Origin of the sequence: uncultured Roseobacter sp. (assembly GCF_947495275.1) — a bacterium.
GTDB lineage: Bacteria > Pseudomonadota > Alphaproteobacteria > Rhodobacterales > Rhodobacteraceae > Roseobacter.
Genome location: NZ_CANLYL010000008.1, coordinates 44,659 through 69,739, shown reverse-complemented (window position 1 = coordinate 69,739; position 25,081 = coordinate 44,659). Strand labels below are relative to the sequence as shown.

21 protein-coding genes are annotated in these 25,081 nt (G+C 60.2%); 12 read left to right on the top strand and 9 right to left on the bottom strand.

Annotation, left to right across the window (positions count from 1 at the left end):
- Positions 1 to 69 precede the first annotated feature (69 nt).
- Positions 70 to 1,065, top strand: coding sequence for an Ldh family oxidoreductase (locus Q0802_RS15255; RefSeq protein ID WP_298919787.1), 996 nt, complete (start codon positions 70 to 72; stop codon positions 1,063 to 1,065).
- Here the strand turns inward: Q0802_RS15255 and Q0802_RS15250 are convergent.
- Positions 1,049 to 1,483 carry a DMT family transporter gene (locus tag Q0802_RS15250; protein WP_298919785.1) on the bottom strand — a complete coding sequence of 145 codons (435 nt, stop codon included), beginning with the start codon at positions 1,481 to 1,483 and terminating at the stop codon, positions 1,049 to 1,051. The genes Q0802_RS15255 and Q0802_RS15250 overlap by 17 nt on opposite strands.
- Positions 1,484 to 1,603: 120 nt before the next feature.
- On the opposite strand from Q0802_RS15250, the gene Q0802_RS15245 reads away from it, so the two are divergent.
- Positions 1,604 to 2,014 (top strand): c-type cytochrome, encoded by a 411-nt coding sequence (locus Q0802_RS15245; protein ID WP_298919783.1) that lies wholly within the window; start codon positions 1,604 to 1,606, stop codon positions 2,012 to 2,014.
- Between the two features lie 104 nt (positions 2,015 to 2,118).
- Here Q0802_RS15245 and Q0802_RS15240 read toward each other — a convergent pair whose 3' ends face one another.
- From Q0802_RS15240 to parE, 3 genes are all read right to left on the bottom strand, one after another.
- The gene (locus Q0802_RS15240) at positions 2,119 to 2,808 is read right to left on the bottom strand and encodes a hypothetical protein (RefSeq protein WP_298920148.1); all 690 of its coding nucleotides are present in this window, start codon (positions 2,806 to 2,808) and stop codon (positions 2,119 to 2,121) included.
- A gap of 459 nt (positions 2,809 to 3,267) precedes the next feature.
- Complete coding sequence (locus Q0802_RS15235) at positions 3,268 to 3,780, bottom strand: hypothetical protein (RefSeq protein WP_298919782.1); 513 nt, start codon at positions 3,778 to 3,780, stop codon at positions 3,268 to 3,270.
- Complete coding sequence (parE, locus tag Q0802_RS15230) at positions 3,777 to 5,735, bottom strand: DNA topoisomerase IV subunit B (protein WP_298919780.1); 1,959 nt, start codon at positions 5,733 to 5,735, stop codon at positions 3,777 to 3,779. The genes Q0802_RS15235 and parE overlap by 4 nt, the downstream gene beginning before the upstream one ends.
- 484 nt (positions 5,736 to 6,219) lie before the next feature.
- Between parE and Q0802_RS15225 the strand changes: the two genes are divergently transcribed.
- Positions 6,220 to 6,951 (top strand): VPLPA-CTERM sorting domain-containing protein, encoded by a 732-nt coding sequence (locus tag Q0802_RS15225; protein WP_298919778.1) that lies wholly within the window; start codon positions 6,220 to 6,222, stop codon positions 6,949 to 6,951.
- Between the two features lie 103 nt (positions 6,952 to 7,054).
- Here the strand turns inward: Q0802_RS15225 and Q0802_RS15220 are convergent, their stop codons facing one another.
- On the bottom strand, positions 7,055 to 8,338 hold the full coding sequence (locus Q0802_RS15220) for a dienelactone hydrolase (protein ID WP_298919776.1): 1,284 nt from the start codon (positions 8,336 to 8,338) through the stop codon (positions 7,055 to 7,057).
- 345 nt (positions 8,339 to 8,683) lie between these two features.
- Here Q0802_RS15220 and Q0802_RS15215 point away from each other — a divergent pair, with 345 nt between their 5' ends.
- Complete coding sequence (locus Q0802_RS15215; RefSeq protein ID WP_366523332.1) at positions 8,684 to 10,048, top strand: MATE family efflux transporter; 1,365 nt, start codon at positions 8,684 to 8,686, stop codon at positions 10,046 to 10,048.
- Positions 10,049 to 10,127: 79 nt separating this feature from the next.
- On the top strand, positions 10,128 to 11,393 hold the full coding sequence (locus tag Q0802_RS15210; RefSeq protein ID WP_298919772.1) for a tetratricopeptide repeat protein: 1,266 nt from the start codon (positions 10,128 to 10,130) through the stop codon (positions 11,391 to 11,393).
- A 55-nt stretch (positions 11,394 to 11,448) separates the two neighbouring features.
- On the opposite strand, the gene Q0802_RS15205 is transcribed toward Q0802_RS15210, so the two are convergent.
- From Q0802_RS15205 to Q0802_RS15195, 3 genes are all read right to left on the bottom strand, one after another.
- Complete coding sequence (locus Q0802_RS15205) at positions 11,449 to 12,282, bottom strand: NAD(P)-dependent oxidoreductase (RefSeq protein ID WP_298919770.1); 834 nt, start codon at positions 12,280 to 12,282, stop codon at positions 11,449 to 11,451.
- A gap of 18 nt (positions 12,283 to 12,300) precedes the next feature.
- Entirely contained in the window at positions 12,301 to 13,494 is a 1,194-nt protein-coding gene (locus tag Q0802_RS15200) for an FAD-binding oxidoreductase (RefSeq protein WP_298919768.1), read from the bottom strand.
- Positions 13,495 to 13,563: 69 nt separating this feature from the next.
- Positions 13,564 to 14,586, bottom strand: coding sequence for a phosphotransferase family protein (locus tag Q0802_RS15195; protein WP_298919766.1), 1,023 nt, complete (start codon positions 14,584 to 14,586; stop codon positions 13,564 to 13,566).
- Positions 14,587 to 14,680: 94 nt separating this feature from the next.
- Between Q0802_RS15195 and Q0802_RS15190 the strand changes: the two genes are divergently transcribed.
- Positions 14,681 to 15,916 carry an acyl-CoA dehydrogenase family protein gene (locus Q0802_RS15190; protein WP_298919764.1) on the top strand — a complete coding sequence of 412 codons (1,236 nt, stop codon included), beginning with the start codon at positions 14,681 to 14,683 and terminating at the stop codon, positions 15,914 to 15,916.
- 39 nt (positions 15,917 to 15,955) lie between these two features.
- On the opposite strand, the gene truA is transcribed toward Q0802_RS15190, so the two are convergent.
- Positions 15,956 to 16,723, bottom strand: a complete 768-nt coding sequence (truA, locus tag Q0802_RS15185) for a tRNA pseudouridine(38-40) synthase TruA (protein ID WP_298919762.1) — start codon at positions 16,721 to 16,723, stop codon at positions 15,956 to 15,958.
- A 113-nt stretch (positions 16,724 to 16,836) separates the two neighbouring features.
- On the opposite strand from truA, the gene Q0802_RS15180 reads away from it, so the two are divergent.
- The 6 genes from Q0802_RS15180 (at position 16,837) to Q0802_RS15155 (ending at position 25,072) form a co-directional block, all read left to right on the top strand.
- Positions 16,837 to 18,252 carry a YcjX family protein gene (locus Q0802_RS15180; protein WP_298919760.1) on the top strand — a complete coding sequence of 472 codons (1,416 nt, stop codon included), beginning with the start codon at positions 16,837 to 16,839 and terminating at the stop codon, positions 18,250 to 18,252.
- Entirely contained in the window at positions 18,249 to 18,701 is a 453-nt protein-coding gene (locus tag Q0802_RS15175; protein ID WP_298919758.1) for a GNAT family N-acetyltransferase, read from the top strand. The genes Q0802_RS15180 and Q0802_RS15175 overlap by 4 nt, the downstream gene beginning before the upstream one ends.
- Complete coding sequence (locus Q0802_RS15170; protein ID WP_298919757.1) at positions 18,701 to 19,705, top strand: TIGR01620 family protein; 1,005 nt, start codon at positions 18,701 to 18,703, stop codon at positions 19,703 to 19,705. The genes Q0802_RS15175 and Q0802_RS15170 overlap by 1 nt, the downstream gene beginning before the upstream one ends.
- Before the next feature lie 39 nt (positions 19,706 to 19,744).
- Positions 19,745 to 21,361 (top strand): cyclic nucleotide-binding domain-containing thioredoxin-disulfide reductase, encoded by a 1,617-nt coding sequence (locus tag Q0802_RS15165; protein WP_298919755.1) that lies wholly within the window; start codon positions 19,745 to 19,747, stop codon positions 21,359 to 21,361.
- 211 nt (positions 21,362 to 21,572) lie between these two features.
- Positions 21,573 to 24,497, top strand: coding sequence for an isoleucine--tRNA ligase (gene ileS, locus Q0802_RS15160; protein WP_298919753.1), 2,925 nt, complete (start codon positions 21,573 to 21,575; stop codon positions 24,495 to 24,497).
- A 119-nt stretch (positions 24,498 to 24,616) separates the two neighbouring features.
- Positions 24,617 to 25,072 (top strand): methylated-DNA--[protein]-cysteine S-methyltransferase, encoded by a 456-nt coding sequence (locus tag Q0802_RS15155; protein WP_298919751.1) that lies wholly within the window; start codon positions 24,617 to 24,619, stop codon positions 25,070 to 25,072.
- Positions 25,073 to 25,081: the final 9 nt, after the last annotated feature.

The window sequence follows — 25,081 nt, the reverse complement described above, 5'->3', positions numbered from 1 at the left end:
CGACCGCGCTTGACGCTACCGCTTTCTTTTGAGCAACGTTGGCGAAACTTGGCTCAGGAAAGGCGTCTTATGGCCCATCGTTCGCTGGACGAAATTGAATTGTTGACCAAAAAAGCGCTCCTTGCTTATGGCGCGTCTCCGTTTCCCGCGTCGGAAGTCGCGCGGGCCGTGCGTGTGGCAGAAAGCCTGGGTAACAAGATTTGCGGGCTCTACTACGTTGAGAGCTATTGTCTGCAGCTGGAATCAGGACGGGTCCGTGGCGATGTCACGCCCGTTGTGAGCACTCCGCGCCCTGCTGCTGTCCATGTCGACGCCGGTTTTGGCTTTGCTCAACCGGCTTTTGCGCATGGTCTCGCGCCAGCTTTGGATGCGGCGCGGCAGTATGGCACTGCGACCCTGGCAATCGGTCATGCGCACACCTGTACGTCCTTGGGCTATTTCACCGAACAGATTGCGTCTGCCGGATGTATCGGCATTGGATTTACCAACGCGTCGCCTATCGTTGCCGCACCGGGTGGCAAGACACGTGTGATTGGCACCAATCCGATCGCGTTTTCGGTGCCCGATGGCGCGGGCGGGATTGCCATGCAGTTCGATCAATCGACAACTGCGGTGGCTTTGGGCAAGATCACCATGGCCAAAGCCATGGGGCAGGATATTCCTCTGGGTTGGGCGTTGGACGAACACGGTGACCCCACGACTGATCCCGAGGTTGCCTTGCAAGGGTCACTGGTGTCCATGGGCGGGTACAAGGGATGGGGGTTTGGCCTGATGGCCGAGATTCTGGCCGCAGGGATGACCGGGTCGGTTCTGTCACGCAATGTGAAACCGCTCAAAGCCCGGGACGGCCCACCGCATGATTTAGGTCAGTATTATATTGTGATTGACCCGGACACGTCGCCAGAGTTTGAGGCCCGGGTTGCCGCTCTGGCGCAGACCGCGAGCATGGATGACGGGGCGCGTATGCCGGGCCAAAATCGACAAACCATGGAATCAGTGGAGGTCGTTGAATCCGTTTGGAGGCGGCTGCATGAACTGGCCGAAGGACCTAGGTCTTCTGAGTGACAAAAACGCCTAGCGCCATCAGGGCGATCCCCAGCGCGCGTGTGCCTCCCATCGGCGTGATGCGCGCGCCAAAAAGCCCAAAGTGATCAATCAACGCCGTACTGATCAGCTGGCCCATGAGCACAAAGAAGACTGCGTTGCCGACACCGAAGTGAGGCGCGATGTAAGTGACTGTCAAAACGTAGAATGCAATCAGCACACCGGCCAAAAACAGGTGACGCGGGGCATCGGTGACTTTTGCAAGGGCTTGAGGGCCGGTGACGATCATCACGATCACACAGCTGAAAAACGCAATGGAAAACAAAACCGTAGCGGCAACCGCTGGAGATCCGATCTTTACCCCAAGGGCTGCATTCAGCGCCGCAAGCACCGGAATTCCTATTCCCGCAAGCAACATGATCACTGCGTAATGGGCCATTCATAAGTCTCCTGTATGCTGTCGAGAAGGTATGGTGACCATGGCGTCGCTGGCCTGATTGAGCAAGGCGGATCGTGCATCCATCACGACACGGTCCAGTAATCGTGAGGGATAGGTCGCGTGATCCGTATTTCATTATTCGCTTGCCTTGTGCTGGGCAGCGTTGCCGCCTGCGGGTCTCCATCAAAGAACCGCGATTTGGACGGCGCCGATCTGTATTTGAGCAACTGCGCCATTTGTCATGGTCTGGACGCCCGTGGCGGTGGGGGCGCAGGTGTTGCCGGGTTGAGTAAGACGCCGCCAGATTTGACCTCGCTGACAGCCCGCAACGGCGGAGAGTTTCCTGTCGATGACGTTCTTGAGGCCTTGGAAGGCTACGCGGCAGGTGGCTTGAGGGGGCGTCAGATGACCCCGTTTGACGCGTTGCAAAGCGATCGCAGAAAGCGGGTGCGGCTGGCTTCGGGAAGGGTCCGAACCGCGCGGCCCGTAGGTGACCTCCTGAAATATCTGGAAGCGATTCAAACGCCTTAAAGCCGTTTTCGGAAAACCTGAATCATCTAACGCTGCCTGAAATCACAGATTTCAACGCGTTGGGTGATAAGGTGTGTTTCAAGCTATTTCGAAAACGCAATAGATCAGCTGCAAATCCCGTCGATCTCCACCCCGTCCCAGGGCACGGCGACGTCATAGGCGCGCGATTGCGGCAGCGGGGCCACGGGCATGGCCTGCGAAATCAGCGCATGCAACCGGTGGGTGCGCGGGGCCGCCGGATCGAGGGCGCGGCAACACACGAACTCTTCGACGATGGCGCCTTGTTGCTCATATCCGAAGTCATCAAATTTCGGCTCGGCCTTCAGATCGAAAAGATAAGGATCGCTGGCCCCGTCGTGCTCAAAGGCCGCGCGCAGCGGCGTGTAGCCTGTCTTTTTGCGGTTTTGCCATTGCCATGCGTGCAGAATTTCATGGGCGTAAAGCATTGCTGCAACAAGATTAATCTGATCGGGGTAGTCGGGAAGGTAGTCGTCAAGATACCAGTCACGGTCAAACAGGATATGGTTGTAGACGGCAACGGCGGCGGGTTTGGAGGTGACAAATTCATCCGTGATCGGCGGCAGAATACGTTCCCGACAGGTGGTGCGCGGGCGCGGTTTGCGCCGGAAGGTGACGGCGCGGGTGGGCGCGCCATTCACGATGCGGACCCGCTCGACATCAAGGGTGTCGCCATGGATTGTGCGGGCAAAAGCCACTTCACCTTCCGTCAAGGGACGCCCGCAGGACGCGAGAAACCCCAGAGAAACGACAAGACCAATGACCACGCAACGCATGGGGTGAGTGGGCCCGAAAGCACTGCCGGGATCAACCGGTTTTTTCACCCGATGGTCGAATTGTGATCTGTTGCGGCAAGCGCGCCGGGGCCCCGGGTCAGCACTGTGCTGAAGGTGCCTTGGGTTGGTAATATGCGGGTATGATATGTGTATGACATGCGTGCACAGGCTGTGCACCGTTTTGTGAACTTTGTGTGTGGGGTGAGCGGCGTCTCGGAAACGCCCCCGGGGGAGCGTTTCAGCCGGGAGCGGGCGGAGCACCGGACGAAGCGGGATTATGCGCAGCAGATGGAAAGGGCCGCGTCCGACCTCGGGCCGGAGGGCGTCTTGTAAAAGGTCCAGTGGACCTTTTCAGCCCGTAGGGATGCGATGGCATCGAGAGAGCATGAAATGCGCCCTCCCTGGGGGGAGGTCGGGCGCGGCCCGAGGCGGGGCCTCGGGCAGTTATCAAGAACTCAGTCACTTGTCATCGGAAAGTGTCATGAAAGGCGCGGTTATGGTCTCAATTCTCTCAAAGGTCTTTTGAATGGAACCACCCAAAATGCTGGTTTGATCAATTACTTTATTCCAATCCTCTTCGGTCATTCTTGCTCCGCGAGCGTTCATGACAATCTCGTTTAGGCGCTTCTTCCTGATGGCATCCTGCAACTCCAGCAGCGTGATATGGACTTCTTCCGAGAAAAGATACTTAGCTTCACCCATCACACGGATTAGCCCGTCGTGGGCGATACGCGCGTCTTCTTCAGGGCCGAAGCGCGACTGAATCGTATATTCTTTAGCTGCATCGACTATGCGGTACCGGCGCTCAAACAACTTTTCTTTGAGGTTGAGTTTTGCAAGCCGCCATTGTCGATATGCAATCAGGGAACCCAATATGGCAATAAATGGCGTGAGAAGCGCAGAAAGAACGTCGACCCATTGCATGCTGAAGAATTCGGCTAAGTTTTGAGCTGCACTAATTGGTTCACTCAAACATCCAACTCCTCCACGAATTTCGCGTTCTCCTGAATGTACTGATAGCGCAGTTCCGGCTTTTTCCCCATCAGACGTTCCACCAGATCGCCCGTCTCTCCCGGCATGTCCTCGTCAATTGACACGCGGATCAGTTTGCGGGTCTTGGGGTCCATGGTGGTTTCTTTCAGATCCTTGGCGTCCATCTCGCCCAGGCCCTTGAAGCGGGAGACGTCGATTTTGCCTTTGCCGCCCAGACCTTTTTCCAGCCAGAGGTCCTTTTCGGCCTCGTCCAGACAGTAGACACGGCGCGGCCCTTGCGTCAGGCGGAAGAGGGGTGGGCAGGCGAGATAGAGGTGGCCTGCGTCAATTAGCGGGCGCATCTGGGTGAAGAAAAACGTCATCAGCAGGGCCGCGATATGCGCGCCGTCCACATCGGCGTCGGTCATGATGATGATCTTGTCATAGCGCAAATCGTCGAGGTTGAACCGCGTGCCCATGCCACAGCCAAGCGCCTCGCAGAGATCGTTGATTTCAGCGTTGCTGCCCAGTTTCGACGAGGCCGCGCCCAGCACGTTGAGGATCTTGCCCTTGAGCGGCAGCAGGGCCTGGGTTTCGCGGTTGCGCGCGCCCTTGCCGGAGCCGCCGGCGGAATCGCCCTCGACGATGAACAATTCCGTGCCGCTGCGGTCCTTGGAGGTGCAATCGGTCAGTTTGCCGGGCAGGCGCAGTTTCTTGGTGGCCGATTTGCGGGCGGTTTCCTTTTCCTGACGGCGGCGCAGGCGTTCTTCGGCGCGCAGAACGAGGAAATCGAGGATGGCGCCTGCAGATTTGGTGTCGGCGGCCAGCCAGTTGTCGAAATGATCACGCACGGCCCCTTCGGTCATTTTCTGGGCGGCTTCGGTGGAGAGGCGGTCCTTGGTCTGGCCGACAAAAGCGGGTTCGGCAATGAAGCAGGAGACCAGCGCGCAGCCCCCCGAGAGCAGGTCCTCGCGGGTGATCTGGGCGGCTTTGCGGTTGCCCGCCAGCTCGCCATAGGCCTTGATGCCCTTGAGGATGGCGGCCCAGAAGCCCGCCACATGGGTGCCGCCTTCCGGGGTGGGGACGGTATTGCAGTAGGACTGGATGAAGCCATCGCGCGAGGGGGTCCAATTGATGGCCCATTCGACCTTGCCCGCCTGGCCGAATTTTTCCTTGAAATCGACGGTGCCGGCGAAGGGTTTGTCGGCATAGGTGGTGGAGGCACCCAGCGTTTCGCCAAGGTAATCGGAAAGGCCGCCGGGGAAGTGGAATGTGGCCTCGGTCGGCGTTTCACCGTCGTCGATGGCGGATTTCCAGCGAATTTCGACGCCGGAGAAGAGGTAGGCCTTGGAGCGGATGGATTTGAAAAGCCGCGCGGGTTTGAAGCGGTGGTGCCCGAAGATGTCCGCGTCGGCGTGGAAAGTGACGGTGGTGCCGCGGCGGTTGGGGGCCTGGCCCACCTTTTCGACCGGGCCGAGGGGCAGGCCGCGTGAAAAGCGCTGTTCATAAAGTTCGCGGTTGCGGGCCACTTGCACGACCATGCTGTCCGACAGCGCGTTGACCACTGAGGCCCCAACACCGTGCAGACCGCCGGAGGTCTCGTACGCCTTGCCGGAGAATTTGCCGCCTGCGTGCAGGGTGCAGAGGATCACTTCCAGCGCGGATTTGTCGGGGAATTTGGGGTGCGGGTCGATGGGGATGCCGCGCCCGTTGTCGCGGATGGTGACGGCGTAGTCGTCGTGTAATTCGACCTCGATGCGCGTGGCGTGCCCGGCGACGGCCTCGTCCATGGAGTTGTCGAGCACTTCGGCCACCAGATGGTGCAGCGCGCGTTCATCGGTGCCGCCGATGTACATGCCGGGGCGTTTGCGTACAGGCTCCAACCCTTCAAGCACCTCGATCGAGGAGGCGTCATAGTCGGGGGTATCCGTTTTGCTGAGCAGATCGTTGGGCATGGGCTCGAACCTCTGATTATTGATTGGCACCAAGTATGGCAGAGGGGTCGGGGCGGGGGAAGGGCCAGCGGACGTTCTGACCCACTCGAAATGTGGTAGCGCCCGTGCTCCGCTGGGCCGATGGTCAGGGTCTTTCCGAAGGCATGCGGAGCCGTACAGTCAGTCTCGGCCACGCAGGCATACCGTGCGCGAATCACCCCGCGTCAAGCCTGTTTCTCGATTGCGGCGAATTCCCGCGCACCGGGAGTTCGGGTGTTGAAGCAGGTAGAGGCATCGCAGAATTCGGACGAAGAGGGCGATTGTTCTCGTATAGCGGGAGAACAGGCTGATTTTTAAAGGTTATTGCGGAAATTATATGGTGTTTGACGCAAATGTGAATAAATTGGGCGCGCGAGAAACCGTTAACGTAGTAACCGATGGTCTGTGGCGATCTGAAAAGATCAGGCGCCCCGCCATTCATTTAAAGGGATGAGGGAAGTTAAGAATGAGTTTTAATGTTTTTAAAGGTGGTGCCGTTGCGGTGGCAGTGTCAGCAGCCACATTGTTTGCAGCCGATGTCGAAGCGGCAACCATGTACGAAGGCACCTATGAGGCGACCAGCGTAACGACCAATGGCAATGACCACACGGTCTGGCTGCCCGGCCTGTTCAGCGGTGTGAATGCCTACTGGCAGTTTGTGCCCGGCCCCGGCGAGTTTGTGGTTGGCGCGAACAATGCGACCGCCAATCTGTCCGGAACGATCCAGAACAATGTGACATCGAACTACCAATTTGATCTCGATGTCTCCTACAGCTTGCGTACGCCAAACGAGCAGGGCGACCGGATCAAAACCGGCGGTGGGAATAATGACGATCTGACTTGGTCGTTCTTTGATATCAGCTCCGCGACACTGACAGGTGTCGGTGATCTCGAAGGTCTGCTGCTGACGCTGACGGCTTTCCCGGATCCGCTGGTTGAAGATATTCCGTTCCAGCTGGGTGACGGCGCAAATGACAAGAACGCCGGACTTGGCGGTGCGGGCTGGTTCACCTGGGTGGCAACAGTTGGCAACAACTATGATGGACCCACAGCGATCGATTCAGCTCTGACACGTGCGCGTCATGGCGATATCAACATCAACCTGACGCCGGTGCCACTGCCAGCGGCTGGCTGGATGCTGCTTGCCGGTCTTGGCGGCATGGGTGCGCTGCGGTCGCGCAAGAAGAAACAATCTTGAGCTGACGCCAGTCGCAGCCCAAATCTAAGAACGGCCCGTCGATTGCGGCGGGCCTTTTTTGTTGTTGGGTGCCAGGAACATCGTTGCTTGGCCGGCGAAGGTTCTATTCGCCAGCCAGAAGTGTCTCAAATCGAAGACCCTTGGCGGTCCGTGGCGGAAAACCTGTCCAGTAAGTGTGGTCATCGGTTGGATTGGCTTCTTCATCAAGTGCCAGGATGCCCATATCCGCATTCTCGATCAGGTCCAGATAGGGCCGCCTGCTGACATCCCCTTTCAAATAGAGATCCATGAAAGCAGTGGCAAAATGCTGCGCGATGTTATTCATCCGCGTGGTGTCCCAAACCGGATCGGCGTAATGCTCAAATGGGATGAAATCGAGCCCCTCTGCGGGTTTCCAGGCTTCTATCGGGGCCGGTATCGGTGCCGCGGCGTTGTGATTGGCCCACTCAAAAGTCAGCAGGTGGCGGTCCGTGCTGATGGCATCGGTGAAGAGCGAGCGGATCGCCTCATAGACAGCGACGTCATCGGAGCCGCCCGCCATGAACAGCGTTGGCACCCGTAATCCAGCCATGCCGTTGGTGTCCCAGAATCCGGCGTTTCGCCCCCAGGGGCCAATGGTGATCAACGCCCGAACCCGGGGGTCCATCTGCGCTTCATGGCTTTCCGATCCAGCAAGGTGCCGGGCCAACAGGCCGTTCGGCGTGCCCCAACTGTATTCCGTAGCGGCCTGTGTCACCCCGGCACCGCCGTAGATCAAGGCCCCGTAGCCGCCCATGGAATAACCGATGATGCCCACGGTATCCGTGTCGATGATGGCACCCAGATCACCTTCCAGCGCGCCCATCTCATCAATTACAAATCGCAAATCGAGAGGGCGGTTGAAAAGGGTTGAGCCAAAGACTTCCTGATCGGAATAGGTGCTGTCGGTATGGTCAATCGAGACGGTCACGAAACCCTTGGAGGCCAGGTTTTCGCCCAGATGGGACATCAGGAAACGATTGCCCGGGTAGCCGTGGCTGATCAGAATCAACGGGAAAGTTTCCCCCGATGTGGGCGCTGCATCGCGTGCAGCACGCCCGGTCAGGGTGACCTTGGTGGCACCATCGCGCAACGTCGCAAGGTAGCTGCCACCCGGTTGGGTGCCTTCTGCGGCCGGATACCAGATTTCCACCGTCAGCGGTCGGTCATAGAGAGGCTGGTCCTCCCCGTTGATATTGACGATGTCGATCTGCCCGGGATTGACCAGCTCAAGCGTTTGCACACCGATGGGCAATGTCCCGAAGTTTGCCAGCTCCGGCGCATCGGGGCGCACCCTGTCTATGGGATTGGCCAGGGCAGGAACGGCCAGCAACGCGGTCAGTGCCGCAACGGCGGGTTTGGTAGTCATCAGTAGGCTCCGCGCGGGGCAATGTAATTCCCGCAATGGTAGAATGGCAGGTTTTCCCTGTCATTCAAGTACTTATGAGGCATAATTTCTGTCAACAGTCCTGAGACGATTAACGGCTTTGTTTACGCCAAAATCGATGTTTTCCTCGGAAATTTCGAAAACCGAACCGAAGACGCCGGATTTTAACAGAAGAGGGCGGTCTGGCTTTGATGAGGGGGAAGCCGCCGCGCGCTCATCTTCCGCGAGCGACAGGGCTGCGGCCCGGTGACACCTGTTGCATCTTTTTTCAGCAATTGAGCACGGAGACCTCTTCCACCGGGTGCCGCCTGAGCGTAAGGCTCGGACATGCGCAAAACGATGACATATCCAGAACATGGCAGAGCGATTCTGACATTGGGCCTGCCGTTGATTGGCGGACATCTTGCCCAAATGGCCATTGGTGTGACCGACACGGTGATGTTGGGCTGGTACGGGGTTGAGGCGCTGGCGGCGGTGACGCTGGGGTCGACGTTCTTCTTTGTCCTGTTCATTTTCGGGTCGGGTTTTGCCTGGGCGGTGATGCCAATGGTCGCCTCTTTCGAGGCGGAAGGTGACGAGATCGGATTGCGTCGCGCCACCCGCATGGGGCTTTGGCTGAGCTTTGCCTTCGCGCTGATTTCGCTGATCGTGATGATCTGGTCGAACCCGATCCTGCGGGCGCTGGGACAAAGCGAAGCTCTGGCTGCAGATGCGAGTATGTATCTGCGTGTTGCAGGGCTGGGCATTTTGCCCGCGCTGCTGTTGATGGTGCTGAAATCCTACCTCGCAGCCCTTGAGCGCACGCAGTTTGTGCTCTGGATGACCATTGTCGGCGCGGTGCTGAACGCGGTCATCAATTACGCCCTGATCTTTGGCAATTGGGGCGCGCCCGAGTTGGGCATCACCGGGGCCGCGATTGCGTCCGTCATGACACAAACGGTCTCCATGATCGGTGTCACACTTTATGCCCGATCCGCCCTGCCGGAACATGCCTTGTTCCAGAGGCTCTGGCGGGCAGACTGGCAAATGCTGACCCGCGTGTTTCGTCTGGGATTGCCCATTGGTCTGACCGGCCTGAGTGAAGTTGGCCTCTTTGCTGCCTCTGCCATGATGATGGGCTGGCTGGGCACGGTGCCGCTGGCCGCGCATGGGATCGCCGTCCAGCTCGCCTCGATCACCTTCATGGTGCATATGGGGCTGAGCAATGTGGCCACCATCCGGGCGGGCAATGCTTTTGGGCGCCATGATCCGGCGCATATGGAAAAGGGCGCCTGGGTTGTGACGTGGATGTCGCTGGGCATGGCGGCCCTGACGATCGTGGTGTTCGTGTCGATGCCGGAGCCGTTGATTTCGCTCTTCATGCAGGATGACGAGCCGTTCCGCGTCGAAATTCTGCTGATCGGCACAGGGCTTCTGGCGATGGCCGCCCTTTTCCAGCTGGTGGATGGTGCGCAGGTGATTGCTCTGGGCTTGCTGCGCGGCGTGCAGGATACCAAGGTGCCGATGATCTGTGCCGCTCTGAGCTATTGGGTGGTGGGCATTCCCTGCTCGTATCTCTTCGGCTTTGTGCTGGGGTATGAAGGCATCGGCGTCTGGCTCGGGCTTGTGGTGGGTCTTGGGCTGGCGGGTCTGCTGCTGTCGGTCCGCTTCTGGGGGGTGGCACTGCGCAACCTCAAAGCCGAACACGCCTGACCGGCGGCATCGGTTTTGTGCGTTGTTTTAGCCTTGGTGCTGGCTTAGCCTGACGGCTGAAGTGGGTATCGAGGGATGCATGCACAAAGATCGTTACGACAACACGCTGAGTACCACGTCGGAGCGCGCCGCAGCGCTTTATCACACCGGGCTTGATCGCCTGCTGGCGGGCGAGGCCCATATGGATGTGCCTTTTGTGGAGGCGATCGAGGCAGACCCCGGTTTTGCCGCCGCCTACGCAGGGCTTGCCCGCACGCGCCAGACCGTGGGGGATACCAGAGGCGCCCGAGAGGCCATGGCATCGGCGCGCGATCTGGCGGGGAGCGTCACGGCACGTGAACAATCGCAGATCAACATGTTGTCGCTGATGATGGAGGGCAAAGGCGCTGAAGCGTTGGAGGCGGTCTATGCCCATATGGATCAGTTCCCACGGGATGCCGTGGTGGCACAGACCAGCTCCTCCATCTACGGGTTGATCGGGTTTTCAGGCCAACCGGGCAGGGAGGCCCAGACCCTTGCCTTCCTGTCGCGTCTGGCCCCGCATTATGGCGACGACTGGTGGTTTGCCAGTCAATACGCCTTCATGTTCTGCGAGACCGGTCAACTCAAACAGGCCGGTGAATGGATCGACCGCGCGCTTACCGCCAATCCCGCCAATGCCCATGCCGCCCATGTGCGCAGCCACGTGTCTTATGAGGAGGGTGAGGTTGATCAGGGCATCGCCTTTCTCAAGAACTGGTTGTCGGGCTACTCCAAGGCAGGCATCCTGCATGGGCATTTGAGCTGGCATCAGGCGCTTTGGACGCTGCAATCAGGCGACATTGATGGCATGTGGGCGCTTTGCGATGACGCTGTGACGCCGGAAGCCGCAACCGGTGGCGCGCCCCTCAGCGTGCTTGTTGATACCGCCTCCCTGCTGCACCGGGCGGAGCTTGCAGGCGTGACGGTTCCGGCAGAGCGCTGGGCGGCAATCAGCGCCTTCGCGGCAGAAGCTTTCCCCAAAACCGGCAATGCCTTTGTTGACATGCATGCCGCCATTTCGCACGCGATGGCAGGCGAGACCGAAGCTCTCGCGCGGATCATTTCGCAGCCTGCGGGTCCGGCGGCCGATCTGACCCCAAGCATTGCCCGTGGCTTCGAGAGGATGGCACGCTCCGACTGGGCCGGGGCGGCGACGCATCTCAAAGGCGCCATGGCCGATACCGCGCGGATCGGGGGCAGCCGGGCGCAACGCGACCTGGTCGAACACAGCCTGCTGGCCTGCCTGATGCGTCAGGGGCGCAAGGCAGAAGCCAAAGATCTGGCTCACCTCAGAAGGCCCGTTATTGCAGATGCTTACGTCTAAGACTTAAAGTAATACCTCAATATCGGAAAGCGCTTGTCGGGCGGCCCGGAATCGGTCAGGTCTCTTTCTTGTCATTGACGATGTTCATCTGCGCAAGCCCGCTTTGCCCCAGATCGACGGAAGCAAACGGCCCGCCATGGCACATCTGGCCGGGATCAGTCAGATCGACAGGTCCGTCTTCGGCCAGGATTTCGTTTGCGTATTGCTCGGCATTATCCTTTGGACGGTAGCCGAGGAAGGATGCCTTGGCATTATCAACCGGTGCCCGGTCATTGTTGGAAACGCCATAAACGATGCCGAAACCCACGGACGGTGTGTCGATTGCACGGGTCACCAGTTGGATGAGATCATCATAGCTGAGCCATGACCCCAGGGCGCGCGAATTGGTGACCTGCGCGCAGGAAAGAATACGCAGATGCACCGATTCCAGCCCGCGTTTGTCCCAGTACATCCGCCCCAGATCTTCGGTGAAACACTTGGCCAGACCGTAAAATGTGTCGGGTCGGTGTTCGGCGTCAATGCCTATGAAATCGGATTTCAGATGCATACCCACGGCGTGGATCGACGAGGCATAGACGATGCGTTTCACACCAGCCTGATAGCCCGCTTCCCAGATGTTGTAAGACCCCACGAAGTTGGGTCCGAGCAGTTCCTCGAAGGGTTTCTCATCCACAATCGCGCCAAAGTGGATCACCATATCTGCGCCTTCCAGCACAGGGGCAATCTGCGCCATATCAGCCAGATCGGCCTGCACATAGGTTTCGCCCGCGTAGAGATTGCCGATGTCATCGGCGATATCCGTGCTGACCAGCGTATCGCACATCGCCGCAAGCGGTTCCCGCAAGTAGGATCCCAAACGGCCGGCGGCCCCTGTCAAAACCAGTTTCATAGTTGTCCTTCCTGACCGTCAAATGACGGCCTTTTCCAAGAATTTTTCACCGCGCAGAACTCTGTCGACGTAAAAGGGTGTGAGGTCCAGCGTGCGGTATGCGCCGTAAGCGATGCGTTCGGCCAGCCCGCGCCCCAGTGCCGGGGCCTGTTGCAGCCCGTGACCCGAGAACCCGTTGATGAACATGAAGTTTTCGACCTCCGGATGCGGGCCGACAATAGCGTTCTGATCGAGCGTGTTAAAGTCGTAGTGACCCACCCACATGTTGATGAGTTTGATCTCTTCGAACTGCGGGATGCGGGTGGCGATGATCGGCCAGAACTTGTTTTCCCATAGCGAATGATCAGCGTTGAAATCATCATGCGCCACGGCCGGGTCGTCATCGGGAGGGCCGCCCGCAAGATAATAGCGCCCATCCGTGCGCATGTGCACGCCCGAGGGGTCGATGGTCAGCGGCAGGTCGCGGTCCAGCGGGTGGGCGGCGTCAAAGATGTAGGTATAGCGCTTGCGCGGCTCAATGGGGATGTCGAGGCCCGCCATCCGCGCGGTCAGCGCCCCGCGTGTACCGGAGGCATTCACGACCGTCCCGCAGGCAACGTCACCCCCCGATTTCAGCGTCACGCCGGTAATGCTGTTGCCCGCGCGTGTGATACCCACAACCTCGTCGGCCAGATATTCCACGCCGTTCTTGCGCGCCATGCGTTTGAACCAGTCAAACATCGTACCACCGTCGAAATAGCCTTCGTCGATCAGGTTGTGGTTCGCCCCCAGAATGTCGTCGAGCATATAGAAGGGATATTTTTCCGCGATCTCATCGGCGGTCATGAATTTTGTGCCCGCCCCAAGGCTTTCCTGAACTTTCTGGCTTTGCCGCAGGGTGTCGGCAAATTCCGGCGTGTCGGCCATATACATGTAGCCGTAGCTTTGCAGCAGAAGTTCCGGCACATCTGGGTCGTCGCCCATCAAGCGCTGGAAATTCTTGATGAATTCCGCCCCGAATTGCGACACGCCGATGTTGACCTTGTTGGAAAACTGCTGGCGGATGCAGCTGTTGGTGTGGCTGGTGCCTGCGAATTCATAAGTCGGGTCTTTTTCCACAACCAGAATGCGGCCCTGAAAACCGGACATCTGCGTCAGCCACCAGGCGACGCTGGAGCCATAGATCGCGCCGCCAATGATGACCACGTCATAGGATGAATGTTGCTGGGTCATAGTCCCCCCGAAAAACCTGCCCTGCCTCTGGAGCATGGCCAATATGGGTTCGTCAAGCTTTGTGATTTCTCAGGTGCGCGCATCGGCCAGAGCGCGGGCGTCACGGGCCATCAGGGCGATGACCTCGCGTAGTCGGCTGGTGTCGCGGGGGTTGGAGGCGTTGCCCTCCAGACCGCGCCGCAGCACACCTTGCAGGATCGCCAGCAGGCGGAAATAGGAGAATACCACATAGAAGGTCCAGTTGTCGGGCTGTGTGATGCCGCGGTGTACGCAATAGGCGGCGACATAGCTGTCTTCGTCCGGCAGGCCGAGGGCAGCGCGGTCCACCCCGCCAAGGCCGCGAAAATGCCCCTCATGCGGCAGACGCCAGTGCATGCATTGATAGGCCAGATCGGCCAGCGGATGCCCCAAGGTGCTGAGTTCCCAGTCCAGAAGCGCCACAACTTCTTCGCGGTCCGGGGCGAAGATCATGTTATCAATGCGAAAATCGCCGTGCACGATGCTGCTGGCACCGTCATCGGCGACCATGTTTTCACCAAGCCAGCCCATCAGCCAATCCGCATCCGCCAGCGCGTCGGTGGCGGTATCGCGATACTGGCCGGACCAGCGCGTGACCTGACGGGCGAAATAATTGCCCGGCTTGCCGTAATCCGCCAGACCCAAGGCAGCCGGGTCGAGCCCGTGCAGATCGGCCAAAACGCGGTTCATCGCGGCATAAACCCGGCCCCGTGCGGCCCGGTCCAGTTTCGGCAGAGCCGGGTCCCAGAAAATCCGCCCCTCGACCATCTGCATGACCATGAACTGCGTGCCCATGGGCGTGTCATCGCCCGAGAGGTGCAGGACCTGCGGCACCGGCACATCCGTGTCTGCCAAGGCCTGCATCACGCGGTATTCCCGGTCCACCGCATGGGCGGATTTCAGCAGCTTGCCGGGGGGTTTGGCGCGCAGCACGAACCGGGTCGCGCCGCTGGTGATCCGATAGGTCGGATTCGATTGCCCGTCGGAAAATTTCGTCACTTCATCCAGCCCGCCAAATCCGGGCACATGGGTGGCCAGATAGGTTTCCAATGCGCGCGGGTCGTAGGTGTGCATCGCGAATTCCCTTTTGGCCCATGGACAAGTTGCGCCGATCTAAGCAAGTCTGCGACGGCGGGGAAAGCCCCGATTGCCATCAGGGAGGCACGGTGTGGAGATGAATTTTGGGATGTCGGAGAAAAACCGCGCGCTGCTGGACCGGGTGGCCACGATGATCCGCGATGAGATCATGCCCATGGAGGCCGACTACCACGCTGAAATCGACAAGGGCGATCGCTGGGAATACACCGACCGGCAGGCCGAAATCCTCGAAGGGTTGAAAGCAAAGGCCAAAGCGGCGGGACTCTGGAACTTCTGGCTGACGGACAGCGAAAAGGGCTTTGGGCTCAGCACCGTCGAATACGCCTATTTTGCCGAGGAAATGGGCAAGACCCCCCTGGCCGCTGAAGTGTTCAACTGTTCCGCCCCCGATACCGGCAATATGGAGGTCTTTGAACGCTACGGCACGCCCGCGATGAAAGAGAAATGGCTGGCGCGGCTGCTGGAGGGCGAGATCCGCTCCGCCTATCTGATGACGGAGCCGGATATTGCGGCCTCCGACGCCACAAATATCGCCATGTCCTGTGTACGTGACGGCGATGATTACATCCTGAATGGCGAGAAATACTGGGCCTCTGGCGCGGGGGACCCGCGCTGCGCGGTTTATATCGTCATGGTGCGCACGGGTGATGCGGATGCGCCCAGACACCAGCGCCATTCGATGATCGTGGTGGATGCCGCCACACCGGGCATCAAGGTCTTGCGCCCCATGAAGGTCTTTGGCCATGACGATGCGCCGCACGGGCATATGCATATCCGGTTTGAGCAAGTGCGGATGCCTGCGGAAAACATGCTACTGGGCGAGGGGCGCGGGTTCGAGATCGCGCAGGGCCGGTTGGGGCCGGGGCGCATCCACCACTGCATGCGCTCAGTGGGGCAGGCCGAAGCGGCGCTGGACCTGATGTGCCGACGGTCACTACAGAAAGAAGCTTTCGGCAAGCCACTGGCGCAGCTGGGCGCCAATTTCGACATCATCGCTGAGGCGCGGATCGAGATCGAGCAGGCGCGGCTTTTGTGCCTGAAAGCGGCCTGGATGATGGATCAGGGGGATGCGCGGGCCGCGGCGCCGTGGATCAGCCAGATCAAGGTTGTGGCCCCGCGCATGGCGCTCAAGGTGATCGACGAGGCGATGCAGATGCATGGTGGGCAGGGCATCAGTCAGGACACCCCGCTGGCCATGGCCTGGACCTGGCAGCGCGCGCTGCGCTTTGCCGACGGGCCAGATGCGGTGCACCGCCGTCAGGTGGCGCGCGCCGAGCTACGCAAACACACGCAGGAAAAGATCTGAACGTTTCGATAGAGATCGCAGGTTTAGGGGGGGCTGACCCTATCTGAAAGGGTCAGCGTCGTAAGTGACATGCGCCAGATACAGCCCCTGTGGCGGGCAGACCGGCCCGCAGGCGGCCCGGTCCCGCGCGGCAAGCGCCTCAGTCACCTGCTCGGGATGCCACGATCCGACCCCCACACGTTCCAGGGTGCCCACGAAACTGCGCACCTGATTGTGCAGAAAGGAGCGGGCGCGCACATCGAAATGCACCTCCGGGCCCTGCGGGGTCTCCACTCGGGTCACGTTCAGTTGGTCCAGCGTTTTGACTGGGCTTTCGGCCTGACAGATGGTTGACCGGAAAGTAGTGAAATCATGACGGCCGATGAGATGTGCGGCAGCCGTCCGCATGGCCTGCACGTCAAGATCGTGTTTGACCTGCCAGACGAGCCCGTCCTGATGGGTCGCAGGGGCCCGGCGCATCAGGATGCGGAACAGGTACTGCCGCTCCAGCGCGGAGAACCGCGCGTGCCAGCCCTCTGCCACAGGCGCGCAGGCCACAATCGCCACGGGGGCGGGTTTAAGGTGGTAATTCAGCGCTTCAGAGAGCCGGAACGGATCCCACTCGCTTTCCATATCGCAATGCGCCACCTGTCCCAGAGCATGCACACCCGCATCCGTGCGCCCGGCGGCGGCGATGGTGTGATCGCGCCGCTCCAGCCGGTCCAGCGCGGTCTCAACCGCGCCCTGCACCGATGTCTGACCCTTTTGCCTCTGCCATCCGACAAAAGGCGCACCGTGATATTCGATTTTCAACGCATAGCGAGGCATGGCGCTGCCCCTAGCCTGCGGCGCGCTTTGCGTCAAACGGGTTTCTTGGGTCTGGCATGCCCGCAGCGCACGCCTTATGTAGTGTGAAAAGAAACCGCAGGGGCACTCAGGCTTTGGTCATTTCATCACTCGCCGATACGGTGCTGCGCCAGATTGAAACGGTGCAGGACACGGTCAACGAGACCCTGTTCGAGCCGGTGATCCGCATTGGCGTGACCGGGCTGGCACGCTCCGGCAAGACGGTTTTCATCACTTCGCTGGTGGCCAATCTGCTGGATCGCGGGCGCATGCCGCATCTTGTCGCGGCCGCCGAAAACCGGATCGAGGCGGCGTTTCTGCAACCGCAGCCGGATGACACGGTGCCGCGCTTTGATTTCGAGACACATCTGTCGAACCTGACCGCCCGCGCACCCGTCTGGCCCGACAGCACCCGTGCTGTGTCAGAGCTGCGCCTGTCGCTGCGGGTGCAACGCGCGGGGCTGCTGGCGGGGCTTCAAGGACCGCGCACCATCCATGTGGATATCGTGGATTACCCCGGCGAATGGCTGCTGGATCTGGCCTTGTTGGACAAATCCTACGCTGAATGGTCCAGGGAGGTTCTGGGCCGTCTGGCCGGTCGCCCGGAGGCCAAAGACTATCTTGCCCGGCTGGCGGAAACCGACCCGGCGACCAAATTGCACGAACCGGATGCCAAAGCGCTGGCGGAGCAGTTTGCCACTTATCTGACAGCCGCAAGGGATGCGGGCTACTATGATTGCACACCGGGGCGGTTCCTGCTGCCGGGGGATCTTGCAGGCTCACCTGTGCTGACCTTCGCCCCGATGCAAGGAGAGGGAACCGGGCCGCGCGGGTCCCTGCTGCGCGAAATGAACCGCCGCTATGAGGCCTATAAACGCGAGGTGGTGCGCCCTTTTTTCCGCGATCATTTTGCGCGCATTGACCGGCAGGTGGTGCTGGTCGACGCGTTGGGGGCGATCCACAAAGGGCCACGCGCGGTTGAAGACATGCGCGGCGCCATGGCGGATATTCTGGGAAGTTTCCGACCGGGCAGGAATGCCTTTCTCAGCCAGATTTTTCAGGGCAAGCGGGTGGAGAAAATCCTCTTTGCCGCCACCAAGGCCGATCATCTGCACCACAGCCAGCATGCCAAACTGACGGCGATCATGGAGGCGCTGTTACGCGGTGCGGCGGACAGGGCGCGTTTTGCCGGGGCGGGGACGGCGGCCATGGCCATCGCGTCACTGCGTGCCACAACCGAAGACAGCGTGACCCACGAGGGGCAAAAACTCGACGTGGTCCGCGGGATTTTGCTGGATACCGGCAAGGCGGCGGCTTTCTACCCCGGTGATCTGCCGCAAGACCCGGGCCATCTGCTGACGCCCGCGCGCGCAGGCGCACAGAGCTGGCTGGATCAGGATTACCGTGTGATGAATTTCGCACCCTCACCGCTTACTTTGCGCCCCGGCGACGGTCCACCGCATATCCGGCTTGATAAGGCAGCCCAATTCCTTTTAGGGGATAGGCTATGACGACGACGATCACGATAACGCCTGCGCGCACTCTGGATGCGGGGGCTGTGGGGCACATTTTGTCCGTGTCCAATGATGCCATGCCCTGGCTGCCGCGTCTGCATTCGGCTGCCGAGGAGATCATGTACGCAGGTGACATGATCGAAGCCGGTTGGGTGCGTGTGGCCAAGCTGGACGGCAAGGTGGTCGGGTTCATTGCGCGTTGGGAAAGTGACGTGCACGCGCTTTACGTTTTGCCGGACGCGCAGGACAAGGGCGTTGGCACCGCGTTGCTGGACGATGCCAAATCGGAAACCGATTTTCTGGCGCTTTGGAGCTATCAGGCAAACACGCCCGCGACCCGGTTTTACGGCTTGCGCGGCTTTATCGAGACCGCGCGCACGGATGGCAGCGAAAACGACGTGGGTCTGCCCGATATCCGGTTTGAGTGGGCCAAGGGGGCCTTTTGATGGCCAAGGGCCCGGTTCTCATTGAAATCGATCCCGACGATCCGGCCCAAGTTGCGGTGAGCGACGCGCCCCCGGTGCCTGACGACGGCCCGCGCGTGCCTGCGGGCCACGCCATGCAGATGGCTGCCGGTATCGCGGCGCGCAAACCCTCGCGGTTGCTGCGCTGGTTTTGGTCGTCCGCTCTGGCGCTTGTCGGGGCTGTTGTCGCCATCGCGGCATGGGATTTCGTCACGGGCCTTGTGGCGCGCAACCCGGTGCTGGGGTGGGGCGTTACGGGATTGATCGCGGTGTTTCTGCTGACGCTTTTGGTGATCTGTCTGCGCGAGATTGCAGCTTTGGGTCGCCTCGGTCGTCTGGACGGATTGCGCCGCGCGGCGGATGAGGCGCTGGCGGCGGATGATCTTGGCGCGGCCCGAGCCGTTTCGGATCGGCTGACGGCGCTTTACAAAAACCGCGAAGACACAGGGTGGGGCCGCGACCGCTTTGCGGAATTGCGCGGCGATCAGATGGATGCGGCAAGCCTGTTGCAGCTTGCGGATAACGAGGTGTTGGGCCCGCTGGATGCGGCGGCAGCGCGTGAGGTCGAAGCCGCAGCCCGTCAGGTCGCAACCGTCACAGCGCTTGTGCCTCTGGCGCTGGCGGATGTTGCCGCAGCCCTGACCGCGAATTTGCGCATGATCCGGCGGATTGCCGAGATCTACGGGGGACGATCGGGGTTTCTGGGCGGCTGGCGACTGACCCGCGCGGTGATGGCGCATCTTGTGGCCACCGGAGCCGTTGCCGTCGGAGACGATCTGCTGGAACCGGTTCTTGGGGGGTCGATCCTTGGCAAGCTCTCACGCCGCTTCGGCGAGGGTCTTGTCAACGGCGCTTTGACAGCCCGCGTTGGCGTGGCGGCCATGGAAGTGTGCCGTCCTTTGCCCCTTGCGGCTGGAAAAAAACCAAAAGTGCGCGATATCATCAAAAGGAGCCTTGGCGGATTTTTCTCAACGTCAAACTCCTGATGGCATCAATCATGCGCGGGCACCCGCCGGGAGAGTTGAATGGAAAGTTTTGCCGCTGATCTGAGTACCATGGTTCGCAGGCCGTTGGAGCCTGAGCACATCGCCGCCATGCACAAATGCGGCAAGCTCTTTGAGTTCAAAGCGGGTGACTTCGTGCAGGAACCGGGCAGTGCGACAACGCTGTTTCATTTCGTCATTGAGGGCGAGCTGGAGGCTGTTGATCCCAAAAGCCTGCAACGTGTCGGGGCGGCGACCCTTGGGCCCGGCCAGTTTTTTGGTGACCTGCAATTCCTGTCGGGTGGTGTGTCCCTTGTTGGCGCGCGCGCGACATGTGACAGCAAAGTGCTCTGCGTGCCGCGAGAGGACGTGTTGCAACTAATGTCCGATATGCCGGAGATGAGCGACATCATCGTCACGGTGATGGCGGCGCGCCGCCGCCGCGCGGTGGAGCAGTCGGATTCCGCTCTCACGCTGATCGGATCGGAAATCAGCCGCGATATCCGCCATGTGGCCAGTTTCGCGGCGCGCAATCGCATCCCTTTCAAGGAAATCGAGGTGACCTCGGATGAGGCGATCGCACTGGCGGCGCAATGCGGCATCGATCAGGCGCAGCCTGGCGTGATCTTCGGGCGCGAGCAGAAGATCGAACCGCCAACGCCGCAGGGCGTGGCCAAGGCGCTGGGGCTTTATATTGAAACCGAGAAGGAAAATGCCTTTGACGTGCTGATCGTCGGAGCGGGCCCTGCAGGTGTGGCCGCCGGGGTCTACGCCGGCGCCGAAGGGCTGAGCGCGCTGGTGCTAGAAGACATGGCCATAGGCGGGCAGGCAGGCACGTCGAGCCGCATCGAGAATTACATGGGTTTTCCCACCGGTATTTCGGGGGGCGATCTGGTCGGACGTGGTGAGGTGCAGGCGATGAAGTTCGGCACGCGCTTTTCTGTCCCACGCCGCGCCACGGCTCTGCGCCAGTGCAATGAAAAATGGTTCCATGCGACGCTGGATGACGCGCAGGAGGTCAGCGCCAAGGCCCTGATCGTTGCTACCGGGGTTCAATACCGCCGGCTGCCACTGGAAGGATTGGAACGGCTCGAAGGCGCGGGCGTCTATTATGCCGCAACCGAAGTGGAGGCACGTTATTGCCGTGACAGCGACGTGGCCGTGATCGGTGGCGGCAATTCTGCGGGTCAGGCGGCGATGTTCCTGGCGCGTACCTCACGGCACGTCCATGTGCTGATCCGGGGCACCTCTCTTGCTTCGTCGATGTCCGACTATCTGTTACAGCGCCTGAACACGCACCCGCGCATCACCATTCATACCCGCACCGAAGTCACTGAACTGCACGGGCAGGAAACGCTGGAAAAGATTACCATCTGCGACAGGAATTCCGGTCAGGATTGGCAGCTGCGCACATCGGCACTCTTTGTCATGGTGGGGGCTGAGCCCAATACCGACTGGCTTTCCGGGTTGATCAGGCTGGATGACAAGGGTTTTGTGCTGACGGGCACAGATGCAGGAGGGCGGACACAGTACGAGACGTCCTGCCCCGGTGTATTCGCCGTTGGCGATGTGCGTGCGGGGTCGGTCAAACGCGTGGCCTCCGCGGTGGGGGAGGGGTCTGTTGTCATGTCGGCGACCTGGGACCATGTGAATGGCTGATGCGGCCAGCGGGCGTAAGGTGTGCGCATTCTGTTGGGACTTGTTCCCCCTCAAAGCTCTGACTATAAGTCGGCCATGACCTACGTCAGCGCGATCATTATCCGAATTATATCCCCGGCGCTCTGAGATTTGAGACGCCGGGCCAAGGTGTTTGAGCCGCTCGCACCGACCGCTTTTTCCTGTTCCAAGACCCATCCGAAGGACGCCCGCAATGTGCGCCGACACGACCGAAACCGCCGAGAAACTTGACTACAAAGCCACGCTGAACCTGCCAAAGACGGATTTTCCGATGCGCGCGGGCCTGCCCAAGCGCGAACCCGACTGGCTGGCGCGCTGGGAGGAAATCGGCATCTATGACCGTTTGCGGGAAAAAGAAGGCCGTCCCTCTTTCACGCTGCATGACGGGCCGCCCTACGCCAATGGGCATTTGCACATCGGGCACGCGCTGAACAAGACGCTGAAAGATATGGTGGTGCGCTCCCAGCAGATGATGGGATTTGATGCGCGCTACATCCCCGGCTGGGATTGCCACGGGTTGCCCATCGAGTGGAAGATCGAGGAGCAATACCGGGCCAAGGGGCGCGACAAGGATGACGTTGATGTGGTCGATTTCCGTCAGGAATGCCGCAAGTTCGCCGAAGGCTGGGTCGATATCCAGCGCGACGAATTCAAGCGCCTTGGGGTGACGGGCAAGTGGGAAAAACCCTACCTGACCATGGATTTTCACGCCGAACGTGTGATCGCCGAAGAGTTCCAGAAATTCCTGATGAACGGCACGCTCTATCAGGGTTCCAAGCCTGTGATGTGGTCACCGGTGGAGAAAACCGCGCTGGCTGAGGCCGAGGTGGAGTATCATGACCGCCAGACCGATGCGATCTGGGTGCGGTTTCCGGTTGTCGGGGGTGACGCCGTCTTCAGCAATGGCAAGACATGCGTGCTGATCTGGACCACCACCCCCTGGACCATCCCGCAGAACCGCGCGATCTGTTTTGGGCCTGGAATCGCCTATGGTCTTTACGAGGTGATCGGTCGGCCCGAAGAATGCTGGGCCAGTATCGGCGAACGTCTGATCGTGGCGGATGCCCTGGCGGAGCAGATTTTCGAACAGGCCCGTCTGGGGGGCGATGGCATGGTGCGGCGTCTGGCGGATGTCTCGGCAGAGGATTTGCAGGGTCTGACCTGCGCGCATCCGCTGCGCGGCTGTGAGGGTGCGGCGGGCGAATGGGATTTTGACGTGCCCCTGTTGCCCGGCGATCACGTGACCGATGACGCGGGCACCGGCTTTGTACACACCGCCCCAAGCCACGGTGATGATGACTATGCCATCGGCGTGAAACACGGGCTGCCGATGACCTACAACATCCTCGATGACAGTTCATTCCGCGCCGATCTGCCGTTTTTTGCAGGTGAGCAGGTGATCCGCCCGAACGGCAAACCGGGGGGGGCCAGCAAGGCGGTGATCGAAAAGCTGAAAGAGACCGGCAGTCTGATCGCGATGAAACGTCTGACGATCTCTGACGCGCATTCATGGCGGTCCAAAGCGCCGGTTATCCGTCTGAACCGGCCGCAGTGGTTTGCCGCGATTGATCGCGCTGTGGGGGATGGTCACGATACCTATGGCACCACGATCCGAGAGCGGGCTTTGCGCTCAATCGACGCGTTGGTCACCTGGACTCCGCAATCAGGCCGCAACCGCCTGCATTCGATGATCGAAGCACGCCCGGATTGGGTGTTGTCGCGCCAGCGCGCCTGGGGTGTGCCATTGACCTGTTTCGTCAAGAAGGGGGCCAAGGTTGACGACCCGGATTACCTGCTGCGGGATGCGGATGTGAATGCGCGTATCCTTGAGGCATTTGAGGCCGAAGGGGCGGATGCCTGGTACAAGGACGGCGCCAAGGCGCGTTTCATCGGCGACGCGGCCAATCCGGATGATTATGAACAGGTCATGGACATTCTCGATGTGTGGTTTGATTCCGGCTCCACCCATGCCTTTACCCTGCGGGACCGCGAAGATGGGTCGGAGGATGGGCTGGCCGATCTCTATCTGGAAGGCACCGACCAGCACCGCGGCTGGTTCCATTCGTCGATGCTGCAAGCCTGCGGCACCATCGGGCGCGCACCCTACCGGGCGGTGCTGACCCATGGATTCACGCTGGATGAAAAGGGCATGAAGATGTCCAAATCGCTCGGCAATACCATCGTGCCGGAAAAGGTCGTGCAGCAATATGGCGCGGATATCCTGCGGCTTTGGGTGGCACAAACCGACTACACGCTGGATCAGCGGATCGGGCCGGAAATCCTCAAAGGTGTGTCGGATAGCTACCGGCGGCTGCGCAACACCATGCGCTATATGCTGGGCTCGCTGAATGATTTCAGCGCGGCTGACCGTGTGGATGCGTCTGAGATGCCGGAACTGGAACGCTGGGTGCTGCACCGCTTGGCCGAGCTCGACAAAACCGTGCGCGAAGGCTATGCGAAATATGATTTCCAGGGCGTGTTCCAGGCAGTCTTTACCTTCGCGACGGTTGATCTGTCGGCCTTCTATTTCGACATCCGCAAGGATGCGCTTTACTGCGATGGCAACACGCTGGAACGCCGGTCGGCACGCACCGTGCTCGATCTGCTGTTCCACCGGCTGACCACCTGGCTGGCCCCTGTTCTGGTCTTCACCATGGAAGAGGTTTGGCTGGAACGTTTCCCGGAGGCGGGCAGTTCCATCCATCTTCAGGATTTCCCGCAAACCCCATCGGATTGGCTGGACGCTGATCTGGCGACGAAGTGGTCGGGCGTGCGGGCGGCGCGCCGGGTCGTGACAGCAGCGCTGGAAATCGAGCGGACCAATAAAGTGATCGGCGCATCCCTCGAAGCAGGTCCGGTTGTCTATGTAGCGGATGCGGATTTGCGCGCAGCACTGGAAAGCCTGCCATTTCAGGACATCTGCATCACCTCCCAGATCACGGTGAGTGGTGACGCGGCACCGGATGGCGCTTTTGTGCTCCCTGAAATCACCGGGGTTGCTGTCAGTTTTGGCAAGGCAGAGGGTGAAAAATGCGCGCGATGCTGGAAAGTGCTTCCCGATGTCGGTCAGCATGGTCATGCCGGTGTTTGCGGACGGTGTGATAGCGCAATCGGATAGGTCAGATCGGAAGGCGGCCGCGCTGCCTTCCGGCGCACCCTGATCACTGCGGAAAAGTCAGCGCCATTAGGCTCATGATCCGGGTTGTCGCGAGAGCCTGATTGAGAAAGACTTGAGGCATGTTTGAAGCAAGTGTTGATACGCAATTCGGAACGCTGGTTGTCGTTGAAAAAGATGATGCCATCGTCACCATTCGCTGGGGCAAGACGGTGCGGAACGATGACACGCCGTTGCTCCGCAGGGCCGTGCGCCAGATTGCCGAATACGATGCGGGAACGCGCGAGGTGTTCGAGCTGCCGCTGCGCGTCGAAGCTTCGAAATTTCAGCGCGATGTTTGTGATGCGATCTACGCCATTCCATTTGGGGATACCTGCACCTACGGCGACATTGCCAAGGCACTGAATGTGCCAGCGCAATCTGTAGGGCAGGCTTGCGGCGGCAATCCCATTCCGATTGTCATCCCCTGCCACCGGGTCATGGGTGCGAAGGGCCTGACGGGATTTTCCGGCGCTGGCGGCGTTGAGACAAAGGTGGCGCTGCTACGCCACGAAAAGGCTGCGGGCCTGTTGATCTGAAACAACAGC